This window comes from Deltaproteobacteria bacterium, from assembly GCA_016183235.1.
Taxonomy (GTDB): domain Bacteria; phylum UBA10199; class UBA10199; order DSSB01; family JACPFA01; genus JACPFA01.
Genome location: JACPFA010000021.1, coordinates 38,358 through 58,323, shown reverse-complemented (window position 1 = coordinate 58,323; position 19,966 = coordinate 38,358). Strand labels below are relative to the sequence as shown.

The window sequence follows — 19,966 nt, the reverse complement described above, 5'->3', positions numbered from 1 at the left end:
CACCAGGAGAGAGCCCGCACGAAGGCAATACAAATGTTGTCATTGCGAGCGAGCCACGTTGGCGAGCGTGGCAATCCCATCGCTTAAACAGAAGAGATTGCTGAGTTTATCCTGAGGCTTGCCGAAGGACCCTGCTGGGCTCGCAATGACAGATGGCGGACGGTAGGGCGAACGGTGCGCGTTTGCAAACAAGGATAGGCCCTACCTACTTTTTAAAAAGACGTGGTTCTGAATATTTTAGAAAATTATTTTTAGGGTTGAATTTTTTGGATTAGGGTGTTTCTTTAAACTTACTGGAGGAACTTTTATGAAAAAATTATCACTGATTCTGTTTTTTGTTGGGACATTCACCGTTAGCATTCAGGTAAAAGCTGAAATTCAATGTAAATTGGCATTTAACATTAATTCATGGTCAGCCATCTATAAGTCGGGCAAAGGAACGGGCAATATTAGCTGCGATAATGGTGAAAACTTCCCTGTGATTATTCGCGCCCATGGGGGCGGCATTACTTTTGGAAAAAGCAAAATCAAAGGCCATGGCAACTTTACCGGTGTTGAAAAAACAACCGAACTCTTTGGCAGCTATGCCACAGCCGAAGCTCATGGTGGCATTGTCAAATCGGGCAAAGTCGAAGGCCTTACCAAGGGCCGAGTGTCACTTAGCCTGTCAGGCACCGGCCAGGGCTTTGATTTAGGCATAGCCTTTGGCTCGTTCAAAATTAAAAGAGTTAACTAAAGCGAATCTTCGCCCGTTTCTCCGGTGCGAATACGCAGGCTCGCCTCGACGTTGGTGACAAATATTTTTCCATCACCAATGGTACCCGTCTTGGCACTGGCTTGAATCGCTTCCATCACTTTAGGCACTTCGCCATCGGTGACCACGAGGTCGATTTTAATCTTTGGAATAAAATCGATCACATATTCCGCCCCGCGGTACATTTCTTTGTGGCCCTTTTGTCGGCCAAAACCTTTCACTTCAGTGACAGTCATGCCTTTGATCCCCAATTGGGTTAGGGCCTCTTTGACTTCATCTAATTTGAATGGTTTGATAATTGCTTCGATTTTTTTCATTGAATATTCCTCCTAATTTAAAATACGTAGCCTTCTTCACCATGTTCAGACAAATCCAAACCTTGGCGTTCCACTTCGTCGGCAGGCCTTAAGCCAATCAGAGCCCGCACAATGTAGGCAATAACCGCTGTCGCCACCACCGACAAAACAACCGTTATAGCCATGGCTTTTAATTGTTCGATCCATAGGGTTTTACCCACAATATCCCCTAAATTTGTAAGCAGGTTCGCGTTAACGTTGCCATTAGCAAAGACACCGGTAACAAAGGCACCTAGCGTTCCACCTACGGCGTGCACCCCAAAGGTATCGAGGGCGTCGTCATAACCCAACCAACTTTTTAGCTTATAGCAAGCCAAAAAGGGAACGAGCCCTGCTAAAATACCAATGATGATAGCGGCATTCGTGCTCACAAATCCGCAAGCAGGCGTAATAACCACCAAGCCTGCCACCGCACCCGAACAAAACCCTAAAATACTGGGTTTCTTTTTCAAAAGATACTCGGCCATGGCCCACACAAAGCTAGCCACCGCTGCTGCCAAAGTTGTATTCGTAAAAGCCACCGCCGCCAAACCATCGGCCGCCAAGGCGCTGCCGGCATTAAACCCATACCAACCCACCCACAGCATGCCCGTGCCCACCATACAAAGCACCATGCTATGCGGTGGCATGGCATCGCGGCCAAAGCCAAGGCGTTTGCCTAAAATCAAACACAAAACCAAAGCCGACCAACCCGATGACATGTGCACAACGGTCCCACCTGCAAAATCAATCGCCTTGATGGTCGCTGAGGCATTCCACACTCCGTTCATGTAGCCATTAATGCCCCACACCATATGAGCCAGCGGGAAATAAACCGCAAACATCCACAACGCTACAAATAAAAGTATCGCAGAATATTTCATACGCTCGGCAATGGCACCAATGATCAAGGCCGGTGTGATGATGGCAAACATGAGTTGAAACATCGAAAAGACATTGTGTGAAGTCCAGTAGGCATAATCCGTATTAGGGTTGCCATCTACCCCCGTGAAAAAAGCAAAATCTAAACTACCAAAAAAGGGCCCGCCTTTTGCAAAAACCAAACTGTAACCGACTGCCCACCATAATATAGTAACCAGCCCAGCGATCCCCAAACATTGTGCCATAACCGACAACACGTTTTTGGCCCGCACTAAACCACCATAAAATAAGGCCAATCCCGGCAAGGTCATAAATAAAACCAACGCCGTAGAAATCAATAGCCATGCATTATGGCCAGGGCCAGCCCCGGGAAGCTTTCCGATATAAGAACCATCGGCTGCCTTGGCGGTACGATCGACATTGTTCATATAAGCTTCGAGATCTCCAACGCGTTGTTCTAAGGTAGGTTCACTGAAAGCGGGTGCTGAGCATAGAGAAACCAACAAAAATAAATAAAAGACGCTGACGAGTGGCAAGAGTTTACGTGGCATAGAGACAACCCTTTCTTAAATTAAAAATTGAAATGAATCGCAACTACGCACAAGCAAATTCTATGCCACTCAATATGGTCTTACTAACTCACTGATTTATAAAGATTTCGATTGAAAAACCTGTTTTACAACAGGTCAAGGGGTGCTCAAAACTTACTCACCTGCACTAAAATTAAGCAAGCAAAGGGCCCTTTTTAGAGGACCGTTGAAAAATGCACTTTCTGTCATCCCTGCGAAGGCAGGGATCCAGTGATTTTAAACAGTTCTGGATTCCCGCCTCCGCGGGAATGACATTTTTCAACATTCCCTTTAGTGGTTCCCATAACGTTGAAACTTACCCGCCTTAAGTTTGGCCATATACTCTTGAAGGGCGCGGCGTACTTTTTTGGCCAACCAGATGCCGCCCAAAATATTAGGAAAAGCCATGGCTAAAATCATGAGATCGGAAAAAGTAATCACATTGTCCAAACTAGAAACGGTGCCCAATACAATACAAATCAAAAAGATGATTTTGTAGGTATTCACCGAACCTGAGGAGTGGCCAAAGAGATAGGTCCAGGCCTTCTCACCATAATAAGACCAGCTGATCATCGTAGAATACGCAAAAAAGAAAACTGACAGAGAGAGAATCGTGGGAAACCAAGCAAGTTTTGAGTGAAAAGCAAAACGCATCATCTCAACCCCTTGACCTGCATCGGGATGAGCGTAGGCACCTGTAACAATAAGCACAAAGGCACTCATGGCGCAGATAACCACGGTATCGATAAAGGGCTCTAACAGTGCTACTATCCCTTCGCGTATGGGTTCTTCTGTTTTAGCGGCTGCGTGGGCAATAGCGGCTGAACCAATACCCGCCTCATTTGAAAAGACCGCTCGTTTGATACCTTGCACCATCACCCCTACAAAACCCCCAACCCCGGCTTGCAAATTGAAGGCCTCGGCAAAGACGAGTTTAAAAACTGCAGGGAGTTGTGTAAAATGCATCATAATGATGTAAAGGCAGGCCCCCACATAGATAAAAACCATAAGGGGAACGAGCTTAGCCGTGACATTACCAATGCGGCGAATCCCGCCCAAGATCACGAGCCCTACCAAGATAGCCAAGACAATGCCTATGGCCCAATCTAAATATTGAAAATCAGCAAACCACTTAAACTTGGTCAATTCTCCGCTGATCGCCTTGAAAGATTGATTGGCCTGAAACATGTTGCCGCCCCCCAAAGAACCCCCCACACAAAAAATGGCAAATATCCCGGCTAGAATCTTGCCCAAAGATTTGTAGCCTAACTCGTTTAGCCCACGATCGAGATAATATTTGGGCCCACCATGAACCCGCCCTTGCGAGTCGATCCAGCGATACATCTGGCCCAACGTACATTCATGAAATTTTGAGGTCATGCCCAAAAACCCCAATAACATCATCCAAAAAACAGCCCCCGGCCCTCCCAAGCCGATGGCTACAGCAACTCCGGCAATATTACCTAAGCCTACGGTCGCAGAAAGGGCGGCCGTTAGGGCTTGAAAATGCGAAATTTCGCCGGGATCTTTGGGATTGTCATAAATGCCCCGAATGCAGTCGATGGCGTGTTTAAAGAGACGAAAGTTGATAAATTTATACCAGATGGTGTAGAAAATACCTGCAAACAAAAGCAGCAAAACCACCAGGGGGATTCCAGAGGTTTTTGGTTTTAAACTTTCAAGATAGCGGTGTTCCCTATCAATAGACCGCTGCTCGTCTGCCAGATAAACTGGAAATGAATCAGCGGGGAAATAGGGTTTGTCATGGACAAAATTCCCTTGCTCCAATTTCCAATGGGTGAGCCAGGGATACCCCGATTGATTGAATTGAAAATTTCCTTTTGCATCGAGACAGGCATCAAGGTGATGAACGATGGTTTCCCCACCCATTTTTTTCCCTATCGGGATGCTCACGATGGCCAAAGTCTGCCCCTGCTTGTTTTTGGCCTTAACGGGCTCTAAAAGGGGCTTGCCTTGTTCGTCGGTAATGGAAAAGGCGAAAGGATTCCAAAATAGGACCGCCACCATTCTTTCAACAATCCCCCCAAAAGAGGCATCTATTTTTTCACTCAACGTTTTTTCTTGGATAGGCGCTTGATAGGGGTGGGGATAACAGGTGATTTCTTCTGCATGGATAGTGAAGCTGCTGATGCAAAGGCAGATCAATATAATAATAGAGAACAGAATTTTAAATTTCATGGATACTCACCCAAACAGAAAATGCCTTGAAGTTTTGGAAATCACCACAAGTAAGAATGATTGTCAATCGTAACCCCTCAGTGGGATGGTTGGCTGTCATCCCCGCGAAGGCGGGGATCCAGAAATACTTGAAAGAAGACTGGATTCCCGCTTTCGCGGGAATGACACAACACTTTTTCCACACTTCACTGAAGCGTTGCACTTGACCTTGGTAGGAAAGTCATATATTGGAGGCGCACCGTAAAATTCCAATTGGGAGATTTCATGAATAAAATAAAAAAGTTTTTAAGTCCCGCTTTTATTTTGATGACTGTTTTACTTCTCACCAAAACAGCTCTCGCCGGTGAAGCCGACATCAATCTTCCCGATCTTAAGGCGGTCACTTTTAATCTCTTTGGGCACGACGTCTTGGGTTTAAGCCTCATGCACTGGGGCTTGGCCGTTTGTGCCATTGGCATGATCTTTGGAATCATTCAATACAAACAAACCAAGGCGCTGCCGGTTTTAAGTGAAATGAAAAATGTCTCTCAAATCATCTGGGAAACTTGCAAAACTTACCTCACCCAACAAGGCAAATTTTTGGCCATTCTGTGGGTCTTAATTGGGGCTTGCATTGTTTATTACTTCGCGGCGCTTAATCACAAATCAGTTTTTGAAGTCTCTATTATTTTAGCCGCTTCTTTATTGGGAATTGCAGGTTCTTATGGGGTCGCCTGGTTTGGGATTCGTATTAACACCGTCGCCAACTCTCGCACCTCTTTTGCCTCGCTCTATCGCAACCCCATGGGCGTATTGGCTATCCCGCTACAATCGGGCATGAGTGTAGGCTTGCTATTGGTAAGCGTTGAATTATTTTTTATGATCTCGATTTTAGCTTTCCTTCCACAAGAACTTGCCGGTGCCTGTTTTATTGGTTTTGCGGTGGGTGAGTCGCTGGGGGCAACGGTGTTGCGTATTTGTGGGGGTATTTTCACCAAGATCGCCGACATTGGCTCGGATTTAATGAAAATCGTTTTTCATCTCCCCGAAGATGACCCCAAAAACCCGGGCGTCATTGCCGACTGCACGGGCGATAACGCGGGCGATTCCGTAGGCCCCACCGCCGATGGTTTTGAAACCTATGGTGTCACCGGGGTTGCCTTAATTGCCTTCCTTGCCTTGGCCTTAGAAACTCAACCTGGCACCTGCGCGCAATTGATCATTTGGATTTTCGTGATGAGAATTTTAATGATCATCACCTCACTCGTTTCTTATTTCTTTAATGCTAAATTAAGCCAAGGCTTGTTTGGCAACAAAAAAGATTTTAACCTAGAGCACCCACTCACCAACTTAGTTTGGATCACCTCGCTGGTATCGATTGGGGTTACCTTCTGGGCCAGCCACTTATTACTGGCCTCTACTTATGGTTCACTGTGGTGGATTTTATCAGTCATCATTAGTTGTGGCACAATCGCTGGGGCCCTTATTCCAGAATTTACCAAAGTGTTCACCAGCACCAACTCTCGCCACGTTAAAGAGGTAGTCAACAGCGCCCGCCAAGGCGGGGCCTCACTTAACATCCTTTCAGGTTTGGTCGCCGGTAATTTTTCAGCCTTCTGGCAAGGCCTCGTGATTTTAGTGCTCATGTTGGTCGCTTATTTTATGTCACAACACCCTGCACTCCTTTCCATCATGCCCATCGAATACCCCTTTGCTGCCCCCATCTTCGCTTTTGGTTTGGTGGCCTTTGGGTTTTTAGGCATGGGCCCGGTGACTATTGCCGTGGATAGCTTTGGCCCGGTTACCGACAACGCACAATCAGTTTATGAGTTGTCACTGGTAGAAAAACTCCCCAATATTAAAGATCGAATTAAAAAAGAATTCGGTTTTGACCCCAACTTTGAAGCCGCCAAACACTGTTTAGAGTCTGCGGATGGCGCTGGCAATACCTTTAAGGCCACGGCCAAACCTGTGCTGATTGGTACAGCCGTCGTGGGTGCTACCACTATGGTGTTTGGTATCATCTTATTACTCGAACGACTCTTTGGTGGAGTGGTTGAAAAACTAAGCCTCGTTCAAGCCGAAGTGATTTTCGGGTTTTTGCTGGGCGGGGCGGTGATTTATTGGTTCACCGGCGCATCTATCCAAGCCGTGGTCACCGGGGCTTATCGCGCGGTGGTTTACATTAAAAATAATATCAAACTTGAAGGCATCGAAAAGGCCTCCATTCAAGATAGCAAAAAGGTGGTAGAAATTTGCACGGTCTACGCCCAAAAAGGCATGACCAATATCTTCATCGTCATTTTCTGTTTTGCCTTGGCCGTGCCTTTCTTGAACCCTTATGCCTTTATTGGTTATCTCATCGCCATGGCCTTCTTTGGTTTATTCCAAGCCATTTTCATGGCCAACGGCGGAGGCGCCTGGGACAACGCCAAGAAAGTTGTTGAAGTAGAACTTAAACAAAAAAACACTCCGCTGCACGAAGCCTCGATTGTGGGCGACACCGTGGGCGACCCCTTCAAAGACACTTCTTCGGTTGCCTTAAATCCCGTGATTAAATTCACCACGTTGTTTGGTTTGCTCGCTGTAGAAATTGCCGTTCAAGTCACCAACCCCCAATGGAAATTAGGCATTGGCTTGGGCCTTTTTGTGATCGCCTTATTCTTTGTGTATCGCTCGTTCTACGGCATGCGCATCCCCGTTGATGCAAAGTAAAGTGCATCGCTTGTACTAACAAAAAACGGTTTCTACATCGCTTCGCATTGAGGTTTGTTTTTTTAACAAAAATCCCCTTAGCTCAACAACTCCTAGCTTGCCCACATCAGATAAGCTTCCTATAATAAAAGCGGGGGTAAATTTTAATTTAGGAGGTATAGGGTTATGAAGGGGAACACACTTAAGGCTTTCTTAGCCATTGTCTTTTTATTTTCAATCACCAGCACCAGCCATGCAGAGTTGAATGCGTGGACTGAACTATCACCCGGAGATGTTGGCGTCATTCACAGCATCGTAGGTGGCAAAATGTCTCTTAATGTCTATGCAGGTACCAATAAGGGTGTGCATAAATATATTTACGCCGAAAATCGTTGGGAGCCCCTTGGCCTGCAAGACCAAACCATCTTAGAAGTAGGTATCATCAACCATGTTCTCTATGCTGCTAATGGCAAGAAATTGTGGCATTACGACGCCGCAGGCAAAAAATGGAATGAGCTTACATTGCCTGCTTCTTTTGAACGGGAAGAAGTTATTCGTTCTCTCAGTAAGAGTGACGATACCCTTATACTAGGAACCAACAAAGGCAAGGTCTTTGTGTTCAGAGAGTTTGGCCCTAACCAAGCCGTTTGGAACAGTTACGATTTCGAGGATGAAACTATTGTAGTCAGTGCCATTCACCAATATGATTCCAAAATCATTGTGATTGGAACCAGCAGGGGGCTTTATGCAGCAATTGTGGGTCAATCTCATCCCCCGATGGCTATCGGCGGAGGTGTCCTACCACGAGATGGTGTAGAAGATCTTATTGTCTTTAATAACACTCTTTTTGTTGCCTACAAAACGGGAGTTTATGCCAAAACCTCTGACCAATCTAACTTTGTGAAATTATCCGATGGTCTCGAGTTTGACCGGGCTGCGCCAGTGGTAAGGGGCTTTACCAAACAAGGTGAGAGTCTCTATCTATTGGTACGTGGTGGAAATGATTATCCAAGTCGTCTTTTCTATCTCGAAGGTTCAAGCTGGAAAGAATTCTCACCTACCATTGCTTCAACCCTTAATAATACAATCATGCTTTACCTAACTTCTACCAAGGACAGCCTTTACATCGGCAATACTTCTCGAATCTACGAAATCCACTTCCCCGCGCAACCCGAACCGCCACCGCCACCACCCACTCCACCCGTCCCAACGCCTCCCCTAGACACAGATGGTGATGGTGTCATCGATACCACCTGACTTTGGTCAAAACGAACCACCCCCTAGCGAAGGTAAAAGCAGTGGGTGTAGTCTAAGCATCCTCTCCACACCTGGCACCTCGCTACTTTCGTGGCTCACATTTATGCCACTCATGTTGCTAGGACTAGGCAGGCTATTTTACTTCCGAAAAAAGTAAGACCTTTTTAAATTTAGGGAAAATAAGCCGGAGCGAAACTACACTCCGGCTTATTTTTTATTTAATCGTCTGCTGGATGATATGTTTCACATCATCCCAAATTTCTGGCATTTCTAAAGTCTTTGCAAACTCGGTAATCCAAAAGGAAAAATATGACGAAGGAAGCCTAACGTATTATAATTATTTAATTTATTGTTCCTTCGTCATATTTTTCAATATTTTTCACGATAAAAATTTATCCCCACGAACGATCGACAAAATCCAAATTTGTAAAGCTGCTCCATGGTTGGCGGAGCTGGCGCTTTAGGTTAGTATGAAAATTGGGCATTGGCTTAGGATGAAATAGCTAAAAAACGACCCTGGGGTAGTTCTTTTGGATCGTATGATCACAGGTTCCTAAAGGGATTCGCCGAAGCGAACTATGGGCTACCAAAAAACGGTCAAAGGGATCACGAGTCCATGAAATTTCTAATGCCTGAAAGCACAATCTTTCGAGCGAGACATCATCGATTTTAAATCGACCATCAAACCGAATCCCCTCGATGATTTTTTCCAAATCGATCTTCAATCGACCACATTCTTCAAGAAATCTTATTTCTAAAATGCTAATTGGTGAAATACAATAAATAGAAAAGTCCTTTAACCAGATTAAAGACTTTAGCCGTTTTGACTGTGAGAGAAGCCATAAAAAGACATGCGTGTCGAGAAGCACTTCTTTTGAAGACATGAGCTACCTGTTTTTCTTAGAAATGAGCCCCTTGTTTGGGTCCCAATGCCAAACCCATTGATCGGCCTTGCTCACATCGCTATGAATATAAGGAGAATAACCCGAAACCTTCTTAGTTTTTTGGGGGCGGCTGGGAACTAATTTTAATACAATCCCTTTTCTTTTAATCGTCACTGTTTCGCCTTCTACAGCAGAATCAAGAAGTTTAAAAAAATTCTTTCGAGCCTCAGTGGCAGAAAACTGTTTCATAACAATGTACAGTGTACATAATTTAAAACCGCTGTCAAGAGCCTTCCAAAAGATGACAAGCAAGTTCATGAATAAAAAACATATAAAGTCTATTTTGCACTAATGAAAAACGCTTTATACACAATTTTCTTGAGAGGTTTGCCTTTCTAACAAAAATCCCCTTAGCTCAACAACTCTTGGCTTGCCCTCATCAGATAAGCTCTTTACAATAAAAGAAGCGGGGGTGAATTTTAATTTAGGAGGTATAGGGTTATGAAGGGGAACACACTCAAGGCTTTCTTAGCCATTGTCTTTTTATTTTCTATCACCAGCACCAGCCACGCAGAATTGAATGCGTGGACTGAACTATCACCCGGAAATGTACGTAATATCAACAGTATCGTAGGTGGTAGCGGAAGTTCTCTTTATGCAGGTACCAATACGGGTGTGTATAAATATATTTATGCCGAAAATCGCTGGGAGCCCTTTGGCCTGCAAAATAAAATCATCTTAGAAATAGGTATCATCAACCATGTTCTCTATACTACCGATGGTAAACAATTATGGCGTTATAATTCCGGCAAACGAATTTGGGACGAAATTGCCATCCCAGCCCCTCCTGGCGACGAATTAATTGTCACAATCAGCGTGGGTAACGGCAATGTCATCTTAGGAACCAACCGGGGTAAAGTCTTGGCTCCGACGAGAGCCGACCTGCGTGCGTGGCAAACACTTGATCTTCGCACCCAGTATCCCGACCTTGCAAATCAGCAGATGACTGTGCTTATCAATGCCATCTACCAACATGAACCTAATGAAATGATTTTAATAGGGACCAGTAAAGGGCTTTACGTCTACGGTAACCCAATAAGGCCCAACCACGACATTTTACCAGCAGCGAATGTCAAGGCTATCACGACCTTTAATAATACCCTTTTTGTTGCTTATAATACCGAAGTCTACGCCAAAGATTTTGACAAACCTAATTTTGTAAAGATATCCGATGGCCTTACTTTTGAACCAAATGCTTCGATCATGGGACTCGAAAGTTATGGCGATCGCCTTTATTTACTTGTGCGTATCGCATTTGGCCAACAGCCCGGTCGTCTTCATTATTTAGACGGTTCAACGTGGCAAGCCTTTGCTCCCTCACTAGCTTCGGCATTTGGTAATATAAATGTGATCCATCTAGCTCCTACAAAAAATGGTAGTCTTTACATCGGCAATACTTCTCGAATCTACGAAATCCATTTCGCCGCACAACCCGAACAGCCTCCAACCCCATCCCCCACCCCACCCGTCCCAACACCTCCCCTAGACACGGATGGTCCTGACTTTGGTCAAAACGAACCACCCCCTAGCGAAGGTAAAAGCAGTGGGTGTAGTCTAAGCATCCTCTCCACACCTGGCACCTCGCTACTTTCGTGGCTCACATTTATGCCACTCATGTTGCTAGGACTAGGCAGGCTACTTTATTTCCGAAAAAAATAAGACTGCCTCAAATTTAGCAAAATAAGCCGGAGCCAACTTAAGCTCCGGCTTATTTTTTATTTAATGGTCTGACCCCAAATCAACATGGGGAAAAATTCTGCTTCATAGTAATTTGTTGCACCAAAATTGCATTTTAGAAAAGCCATCCACTAACACTAAAATCTTTCTAGCAATCTTTTTATTTCATCGGCAAAGTAATAAGGAAGTACCAACACTTTTGGATCATCAATTTTCTTTGGCATACCACCAAACAGTAAGAAACCACGAAATCCCTTTAGACCCATTTTACTTTCAAAAGTTTTCAGGCCAATTAAAAAATTATTTTTTAATTTTGGGCTGAGTTTACATTCAACGGGGTAAACTTGATGATTAAATTTTACTGCAAAGTCAATCTCAGCTCGAGAAGATAGTCTTAGCCCAAACAAATTATCATTAAATTGGATTTTAAGTGAAAGTGCCACGTGATTTTCTATTAAACCACCCAGTGGAGTGCGAAGCATGGGCGAATGTAATTCATCTAGACCGATGAAGGGTAACCCTTTTAGTCGCAGATCTCCCAATATACCAACATCATATAAATAACGTTTAGGATGAAATTTATTTTTTTCTGGTTCAATGCCCAATTGTTCACACTTGATGATGAGTTTCCATTTTTCCAGTCGAGCGAAGATACTTGCAACTTTTTTATACCCGGGGGCATCCAATCGTATGACTTGACTATCTTTGCTAGGGGATCCGACATTGCTCGCCACGGCTTCCATGGAGCGTTTAAATAAATTAACTTCTTCAATCGAATAATAACGAATAAAATCATCTTCATAACTTTTATAAATATCGGCTCTTATTTTTTGAAAATCTTTACCATGGAGCGCATACCGCACAACCTCAGGCAGCCCCCCCACCACGAGATAACGATTAAAATGTTCTAATAATCGTTCATGTTTCTCCGCTGAAAAACTCTGGAGGGGATGATATTCTTCCAAGGCCTTAACCAGGGAGTTTTGTTCAAGGGCAAACAAATATTCTTTGAAACTCATGGGCCAAAGTTCTAAATGAGTTTCTCGCCCTACGGGTGTCCGTGAGGTTTCTTGGTAAATTTCACTAACCAGTGAGCCTGTGATAATCACATTGGCGTATTCCCAATCCTCTTTCATAAAACGCACAAAACTGCCTAGCTTGCGAGAGGTTTGTGCTTCATCAATGACCAGAATTTGTTTCTCGGGATGGTAACGATGAACTTCTTTTAGGTAATCCTCAAAGGCTTGAAAGTTTTCGCAACGATCGATGTGTTCTGCAATGGAGGGTTCTTTTTCAAGATGGAGTAAAAGAACAGGCTTTTTTTGAGTGATTTGCTCAATGAGGGTTGTTTTCCCCACTTGCCTAGCACCCGCCAAGATAAGCACATTTTTATGGAGTTGCCGATCGTTTAGATAACCCAGCAACGCATCTTCTAGCTGTCTTTTATAATATTCCATTCCCCTAGCATATCTTGATTTTACGTAATTTCAAGATAATTTTTTCTTAATTTTACGCAATTTAAAGAAATTAGAGCGAATTAAAATCAATTCTTGGCAGGTGATGTAAATATAGGAATCGTATGACGGAGGAAGCTTAACTCCTTGTAATTCTTATATTTACTATTCCTTCGTCATGCTTTTGTTTCATGCTTTTGTTTTGCATTGTTGGAACCACAAAGCTCTTGTCTGGTGAAGATCGGCAATTTTGAACCTTCTTATCAGACTGAATACGTGGCAAAACTCCCTCATTATCCAGGAGAGAAAAAAATTCCCCTCCTTATTGTACCTACACCCTTTGCTTCAAGAATTTTAGAATTCCTTTCGAAATAAGTAAGCTTAACATGTCGTAATTATTTAATTTATTGTTCCTTCGTCATATTTTTCATATCATATTTTTCATAATATTTTTCATAAATGGAACCTGACTTACAAAAAAACATTTTACAAAGCCCTACCCTTTCCCGTACAATCTTAATTGAACTGGGAATCTTTAATTTCTTAGGAGGCATGGGATGAAGGTGTCCAAATTATCCAATCTATTTTGTGTAGTCGTATTAATCTTGTTATTTTCTACTCCAAGCAAAGGAGGGGTTAACGAATGGACCGAGCTTAAAGGCCTTCCAGATGGTTTGCAACTATATGATCTTATTGGCGATCCAACCACAAGAGCTGGCCTTTACGTAGGGACTAAGGAAGGGGTTTTTTATCATAATGGTAGTGGATGGGAAAAATTTGGCCCGGAAGGTTCTCCCATTAAATATCTGGCCGCAAGCGATAAAGGACTTTTTGCTGCCGGAGGTTACCAACTTTGGTTTTATTCCTTTACGAACAAAAATTGGAAACCTGTCGAATTACCCCCTCGTGTCGTTCCAGCTGAGTCCATAACCATGCTCACCAGTATAGGTGACACCCTGATGTTTGGAACAAGTGAAGGTCGTGTTATTTCCCGCGCGGGTATAGCTTGGGGCATCCTCAGCAGTGCGGAACAAACCCGAGTCACTGCATTTTACCGCTTTGGTAGCAGCTCATACGTAGGAACCAATGAAGGTTTGTTTTTCATCTCCAACAATAGTTTTGAAAAAGCACTCAATGTAGGACTCCCCGAGGATTGGGTAACAGACCTGCTTGCATTCGACGGTCATCTTTTTGTCAGTTATCGAAGTAAGGGTATTTTTTACAAAAAGGATGCCGATGCCCTTTTTAAGAGTGCTTCCGACGGTTTGGGCTCTCTATCCATAACCGATCTGATAGAATACAATGACACGTTACTCGCCGCTACACCTGATAAAAATATCTATAGTCTCAACAAAAGTAAGTGGGAATCTTTTAAGCCTCTATCCAAACCTGCCACGAAATTGAGTGCCGATAGATCAAGTCTCTATGCACTCATTGAGAATCAGGTGTATGAGATTCATTTTCAAACAAGTCCAGGAGATGCTACGCCACCTTCACCACCTCCATCAACTGAACCTGAACTGCCACCTGCTTCTACCCCTCCTTCGCCACCCGCAGCTGACACCGATGGTGATGGTGTGGTCGATGCAAGCGACAATTGCCCTAAAGCTGCTAACGTCGATCAAAAAGACGATGATGCCGATGGGATTGGCAATGTTTGTGACCCTGATTTTACAATAGTCAAAGCCACCACTCCACCTACGGGCGGGGGTAGTGGATGTAGTTTAAACGCCTCAGCTCAATCATCTGTGGGGTTTATTTGGTTTTTCACTCTATTCTTTTTTATGGGTTTAGCCCTAAGGCTACGCCCACAGAGAATAAAAAAGAACTAGTTATTTAATTAGTTATTTAATTAGGGGGTGAGGGGTATGTTTCGAAAAATTAATTTATTGTCTTTAGCCATCGTTATCTTTTTTCAATTTTTTTTGCCACATTCCACTCAAGCTGAAATTAACCATTGGGGCCTTACGGGGCTTGAAGGAAAAACGGTTCAAGCTTTAACCGACTACCGTGCTTTGACCCCCCTCTATGCGGGCACCAAAGAAGACGGTGTATACAAATATGATGGTAATAATTGGACCCCTTTAAAACCAGACCTACTTGCTAGCAAAAATATACAAAGTCTTATGGTCCTTGACGCAATGCTTTATGCCGGCATCTTTGATGGTGGGGTAAAATCTTATTCCATTAAAGAAGGCACATGGTCTAATCCTATCCCTGGTTTAGATTCCACCAAAACAGTCGACCATCTGGTCATTTATCCCTTTGAAAATAAAGACACGCTCTTTGCCAGTACCCCCCTAGATGGAGTGTTTAAATTAAATGCCGATAAGAATCAGATGGAAGCTTTTAATAAAGGTCTTAACGACAAAAGTGTTCGAGCGATGGCTGCTTCGAGCACCAAATTTTATATTGCAACCAACGAGGGGGTGTTTTTATTTGATATCAATAAAGGCTGGGTTGCAAAATCTAATGGGCTTTCAGACCTGAAAGTCTCGGCTTTAACCTTTTTTATTAACTTACTCCGTGCTGGCACTGAAAATGGTAGAGTTTTCCATTACAGGGGGGTGAATGACCAATGGACTCTTGCCGAGCAAGCCCTGATCAATAAAAAAATCAATGCCTTCATTGTATTTAACAAAACTCTTTATGCTGGAACCGATGGGCAAGGCGTTTTTAGTTTTGATGGTAGCCAATGGAAACAAGCTGGTCTCGATAAAATGATGGTGGCGAATGCCCAGAATGTTTTGTCCTTTGCTGTTTTTGGCAATAAACTCTACGCCGGCACTGGCAATGGAGTTTATGAAATTCAATATGATAAAGATGGCGACGGTGTTTTGGAACCGGGTGATAATTGCCCGAATGATGCCAACCCTGATCAAAAAAATACTGACGATGATATTTATGGCGATATCTGTGACGTCGATGACGACAACGATAAAGTTCTTGATGAAAAAGACAATTGCCCCATGGTTGCCAACCCAGACCAAAAAAACACCGATGGGCAGAATGATGGCGGAGATGCTTGCGATGGTGACATGGATAGTGATGATGTACCCAATGGTGCCGACAACTGCCTCATCACTCCTAATACCGATCAAAAAAATCTAGATGGCGACGCTGAAGGCGATGCCTGTGATAGTGACATCGATGGTGATGGTGTCAAAAATGACCTTGATAATTGCCCCATGGTTGCCAACCCAGACCAAAAAGATTCAGACAGCGATCATCCGAGTGTTTGTGATGAAACGCCTCAACCTGTAGCCAGTACTCAACCTCCAGCCAGTACCCAACCCGCACCTAAGCCGTCGCCCACAGGCACGATCAACAATACTGAAAAGAAGGACTTCAACCCAACGACAACCCAAGAAACTGGCTCCAAGGGTTGTAACCTAACCTCGCAAGCCTCCAGCCCCATATTCATCCAATTTTTGCTAAGCGGTTTGGTCGTGTTGCTATTGGCTCGATGGCAAAGAAAAAGATTATGAAATTAGAGGATTTTAAAATTAATGCTTGGCAGACAATGTGAAAGTCTCACGCATAACTGCATAAAGACCACGGCGGTTTTCCTTTTGGGTTAGGAGCAGTAAGAACGCTAGGCCAATATACACATAGGCGTAGACATGGCGCACGGCACCTGAGGTAAAGAAGAGTTGGGTCGCAAACAGTCCAAAGAGAATTAAAGCCTCCCAGAGTGAAATCGACAAGTTGGCGATAACGGCAATGGCAAAAAACGATTGCGCTACCGTTAATAAAATTTCTTCGGATTGGCGAGCATCTAAACCCATCGGCAAAATTTGCCCTGCCGAAAAACTGTAAATTAAAGGCAGCATGCCTACCAGCAAAGTCCATTGGTTAACTTTTGAAGAAACCAAGGTTGATAAACTCGCTGTGGGTTTTTTGTTTAATGCAAAAATAATCGCCACGATAAATTCTGGCGATTCACTGGCCAGCGGCGCCAACCATTGCACTAAAATAAATTCTTCTACCCCAAACCTTCGGCCGGATTCTAAAAGCCCTTCGGCAAAGGGTTCTGCGGCAATAAAAATGGTAAAGCCCGAAATAAAAAATAACAATACCGTCACAAAAATTCGCCTACCCCGCGGCAACTTAGCCAGCACAGCCACCGGCCCCTCTACCTCAGGTTCAGCATGGTGAGTTTGGCTTTGCTTAAAAATATAGAGGGCAAAGATACTCAATAAAACAATCGAATCCCAATAAGTTAAGGTGCCCTTAATAGGAATGATAAAACAGTAAAGCGTGGCCAAAGTAAGGGCCATCAAATCAATGCGGCTGGTTTTCGGCAAAACCACCTTGGTTTTTTTAGAGCGAAAATAATAGGCAAAAATCACCGTTGCCCAGCCCATACCGATGAGCAGCCGATTAGCGCCCGTCATGTTGGCAGTGGCATAATGAATGTATTGAGGATCTTTTGCGGCTTCCCAAGCAAAATAGGCATCGACAGCATATTCGGGTAACACCGCAATAAACGCCAAAAACGAAATCGCTAAAGCCTCGGGGATTTCAAATTGTGCAAGCTCCGCCGCCCAAGATAATAAAAAGGCCGCTCCAAAGATGGCCACCCCTGGGGCCACCGCATTCCATGGGGTGTGAAGCGTAATCCCAGAAAATTTTAAAATGATCCACTGAGCACAAATTGATAAAATCAATCCTAAATAAATAACCAGTTTTTTCTGCGACATAAGGTGAACCACCTATTTCCAGCCCAACCACGATTGTCAACGGAATTTATCTTCCAGAAGGCTTAATAAAAGATATAATCCGCAAACACTCACCACTGAAGCACCTGCTGGCAATGAAAATAGGTAAGATAAATAAAAACCAACGGCTGGGCAAACCAGGCCTAAGAGACTTGCTATCACAAAAGCGCTGGCAGCATTTTTACCTCGACGTAACCCAATAAACGGTGGAATCACAATCAAGGCAACAATCGTAAGACTCCCCAATAATTTTACAGCTAAGGTAATGCCCACCGTCAAAGTCAAGTATAACAAGGCTCTCCACAGCCCCACTTTAACGCCTTGGGTTTGCATAAATTCAGGATCTGCCGAACAATACAAAAATTGCCGATAAAACAACAAATGTACCAACAGCAATAATCCTGCACCTATAACCAGCACCCACAAATAATGGGTTGTTACCGCAACGGCATTACCAAAAAGCAAATTATCAATTTCATGACGGCCTTCGGAAATTCGATCCCCCACCAGCACAATAAGGCTAGAAGCCAAGACATAAAGAATGCCTATCATGGACTCATCTGACAAATGCCGTTGTCGCCGATAAAATCCAAAACTTAAACTAATCAACAACGCAAGCCCAATCCCAGAACCCAAACTTATCCAGGCATTCATATGTTCAAGCCCCAACCATGCCCCTACCAGAAGAGCCAGAAAAATGCCCAAACCCGCGCCTTGTGTCACCGCAAGGCTCATAAACACAATGCGATTGAACAGCATATAAACGCCCAAATAGGCCACAACTAGCCCTGCTACCATCCCCCCAATTAAGGGGTCACGAAACAGAAAAAAATTACTTAAGAAGGTTTTGGCATCGGCAATACGGAAATAAGAAAACGCTGCTAACAAGACAATGGTGAACAATAAATAATAAAAAACTCTTTTAATCACCCGATAACTCCACAAGCTTGGGATTGGCCAATAATTCTTCTAAATTACCTATCCACACCCCGTCTTGAGAAAATAAAAAAATCTGCTCTACCCTTAAACGTTTGAGCCTCGACAAATCATGTTCCACTAAAAAATAAGTAAGCCCCCGATCTTGGGTAGATTGAAATAGATTTTCTTCTAAGTAACTTTTGAAGTTAGCATCGAGTGAATTCCAAGCCTCATCGAGCAATAGCACCGAGGGCTGGCTCACCAGTGCCCTAGCAATCAATGCGCGCTGTCTTTGCCCACCCGAAAGGGAACGAACCAATTGATAACGTAAGGCCAGCAAGTCAAACTGCTGTAGGATGGCCTCCACCTCTTTTTCACCAAGTGCCTCGACCCTTTTTAAAGAACCCATCTGCAGATAATCTTGAACCGTTAATGGAAAGAGCGGATCAAAATTTCTTTCTTGAGGCACATAACCAAGCCGCACGGACCGCAACCAATGAAAATTCCCTCTCACAGGCCTCAAAATACCTAAGAGCGTCTTTATAAAAGTGCTCTTACCCGCACCGTTGGGGCCCATCACCCCTACCCTCGCACCCGTACGCACCGAAGCAGAAATGGCTTGGCTCAAAGGGGTTTGATAGTAACCTACAATCAAACTTTCTAAAGTTAAAATCAGTTCATTCACAAAATTTTCTTCTGCATTTGGTTAAGCAACGAATCCATCCAATCGACATATTTTTGCTTAGCATGGGGTTGCGCCTTAATCACCAACAAAGGAACTTTCATATTCTGCGCCAGATAGTCCGCTAAACTACGAGGATAAAATTCTTCGCTCAATAGCAAAGAAATTTTATCGTTTTGTAAAGTTTTTACCAACTCTTCAATTCGCCTAGTACTAGGCGGTATGCCTGGCTTAGGTTCCAAAGTATCTCGGACCTCAAGGCCTAACCAATGCGCCAAGTAGCTTAAACTCCGATGATAGGTAATGATCTTTTTACCCCGCCATCCTTGGGTCAATTGAGCCCACTGACTTAAATGTTGATTCAATTGATCAATAAAGTTTTTCAATTGAGCATCGTAGTAAGGTTTGCCTTCAGCATCGATGGCAACCAAATGCTGGTTAATATTGACCGCTAAAATCTTGACCGCACGCGGATCGAACCATTGGTGTGGATTGCCTCGCGGGTGAATATCACCTTGGAATAAATTCACCCCCCCTTGTGGAATTTCTAAACTCTCGACTCCCTGCGAAGCATCCACGTAACCCTTGCCGCCTTTCATGATTTTAGGATTTCTAGCTTGCAACAACAAAGGTGGTAACCAGCCTGTCTCCAAACCCATATTACCTTCGATCAACAAATCCGCTTGATTCAATAAAACAGCATAAGATGGCTTGGCATCGATAAAATGAGGATCTTGATCTGCCGATGCCAAACTCGTCACCTCTACTCGTTCGCCTCCGATTTCTTGGGCAATAGATCCAAACACCGGCAATGTTGCTACAATTTTAACTTTGCCTTGAGCCTGTAAGATGAAACTCATAAATATTAAAATGGTTAAAAATAATTTTTTCATAACAAGCT

Annotated in this window: 16 protein-coding genes; 6 read left to right on the top strand and 10 right to left on the bottom strand. The window is 43.8% G+C overall.

Features of this window, described 5'->3' with window-relative positions; genetic code table 11:
• Positions 1-307 precede the first annotated feature (307 nt).
• A complete protein-coding gene (locus HYU97_04725; protein ID MBI2336047.1) occupies positions 308-736 on the top strand; it encodes a hypothetical protein in 429 nt (142 codons plus the stop codon).
• Here the strand turns inward: HYU97_04725 and HYU97_04720 are convergent.
• From HYU97_04720 to HYU97_04710, 3 genes are all read right to left on the bottom strand, one after another.
• Entirely contained in the window at positions 733-1,071 is a 339-nt protein-coding gene (locus HYU97_04720; protein MBI2336046.1) for a P-II family nitrogen regulator, read from the bottom strand. The genes HYU97_04725 and HYU97_04720 overlap by 4 nt on opposite strands.
• A gap of 17 nt (positions 1,072-1,088) precedes the next feature.
• A complete protein-coding gene (locus HYU97_04715; GenBank protein ID MBI2336045.1) occupies positions 1,089-2,522 on the bottom strand; it encodes an ammonium transporter in 1,434 nt (477 codons plus the stop codon).
• A gap of 309 nt (positions 2,523-2,831) precedes the next feature.
• Positions 2,832-4,430: an alanine:cation symporter family protein gene (locus HYU97_04710; protein ID MBI2336044.1), complete on the bottom strand. Its 1,599-nt coding sequence runs from the start codon at positions 4,428-4,430 to the stop codon at positions 2,832-2,834.
• Between the two features lie 573 nt (positions 4,431-5,003).
• Here HYU97_04710 and HYU97_04705 point away from each other — a divergent pair.
• Both HYU97_04705 and HYU97_04700 read left to right on the top strand, forming a co-directional pair.
• Positions 5,004-7,433: a sodium-translocating pyrophosphatase gene (locus HYU97_04705; protein MBI2336043.1), complete on the top strand. Its 2,430-nt coding sequence runs from the start codon at positions 5,004-5,006 to the stop codon at positions 7,431-7,433.
• 165 nt (positions 7,434-7,598) lie between these two features.
• A complete protein-coding gene (locus HYU97_04700; protein ID MBI2336042.1) occupies positions 7,599-8,669 on the top strand; it encodes a hypothetical protein in 1,071 nt (356 codons plus the stop codon).
• 503 nt (positions 8,670-9,172) lie between these two features.
• On the opposite strand, the gene HYU97_04695 is transcribed toward HYU97_04700, so the two are convergent.
• Together HYU97_04695 and HYU97_04690 are read right to left on the bottom strand one after the other, a co-directional pair.
• Complete coding sequence (locus tag HYU97_04695; protein MBI2336041.1) at positions 9,173-9,553, bottom strand: PIN domain-containing protein; 381 nt, start codon at positions 9,551-9,553, stop codon at positions 9,173-9,175.
• Between the two features lie 3 nt (positions 9,554-9,556).
• The gene (locus HYU97_04690) at positions 9,557-9,802 is read right to left on the bottom strand and encodes a type II toxin-antitoxin system Phd/YefM family antitoxin (GenBank protein ID MBI2336040.1); all 246 of its coding nucleotides are present in this window, start codon (positions 9,800-9,802) and stop codon (positions 9,557-9,559) included.
• Positions 9,803-10,054: 252 nt separating this feature from the next.
• On the opposite strand from HYU97_04690, the gene HYU97_04685 reads away from it, so the two are divergent.
• Positions 10,055-11,272: a hypothetical protein gene (locus tag HYU97_04685; GenBank protein ID MBI2336039.1), complete on the top strand. Its 1,218-nt coding sequence runs from the start codon at positions 10,055-10,057 to the stop codon at positions 11,270-11,272.
• 155 nt (positions 11,273-11,427) lie between these two features.
• Here the strand turns inward: HYU97_04685 and HYU97_04680 are convergent, their stop codons facing one another.
• The gene (locus tag HYU97_04680) at positions 11,428-12,747 is read right to left on the bottom strand and encodes an ATP-binding protein (GenBank protein ID MBI2336038.1); all 1,320 of its coding nucleotides are present in this window, start codon (positions 12,745-12,747) and stop codon (positions 11,428-11,430) included.
• 956 nt (positions 12,748-13,703) lie between these two features.
• On the opposite strand from HYU97_04680, the gene HYU97_04675 reads away from it, so the two are divergent.
• Together HYU97_04675 and HYU97_04670 are read left to right on the top strand one after the other, a co-directional pair.
• Entirely contained in the window at positions 13,704-14,576 is an 873-nt protein-coding gene (locus HYU97_04675; GenBank protein MBI2336037.1) for a thrombospondin type 3 repeat-containing protein, read from the top strand.
• 36 nt (positions 14,577-14,612) lie between these two features.
• Positions 14,613-16,232, top strand: a complete 1,620-nt coding sequence (locus HYU97_04670; protein MBI2336036.1) for a thrombospondin type 3 repeat-containing protein — start codon at positions 14,613-14,615, stop codon at positions 16,230-16,232.
• 18 nt (positions 16,233-16,250) lie between these two features.
• On the opposite strand, the gene HYU97_04665 is transcribed toward HYU97_04670, so the two are convergent.
• From HYU97_04665 to HYU97_04650, 4 genes are read right to left on the bottom strand one after another with little or no spacing between them, the layout of a single operon-like run.
• On the bottom strand, positions 16,251-17,447 hold the full coding sequence (locus tag HYU97_04665) for a sodium:calcium antiporter (protein MBI2336035.1): 1,197 nt from the start codon (positions 17,445-17,447) through the stop codon (positions 16,251-16,253).
• A gap of 36 nt (positions 17,448-17,483) precedes the next feature.
• Complete coding sequence (locus HYU97_04660) at positions 17,484-18,395, bottom strand: metal ABC transporter permease (protein MBI2336034.1); 912 nt, start codon at positions 18,393-18,395, stop codon at positions 17,484-17,486.
• Positions 18,388-19,068, bottom strand: coding sequence for an ATP-binding cassette domain-containing protein (locus tag HYU97_04655; GenBank protein ID MBI2336033.1), 681 nt, complete (start codon positions 19,066-19,068; stop codon positions 18,388-18,390). The genes HYU97_04660 and HYU97_04655 overlap by 8 nt, the downstream gene beginning before the upstream one ends.
• Entirely contained in the window at positions 19,065-19,958 is an 894-nt protein-coding gene (locus HYU97_04650) for a zinc ABC transporter substrate-binding protein (GenBank protein MBI2336032.1), read from the bottom strand. Before HYU97_04650 ends, HYU97_04655 begins: the two co-directional genes overlap by 4 nt.
• Positions 19,959-19,966: the final 8 nt, after the last annotated feature.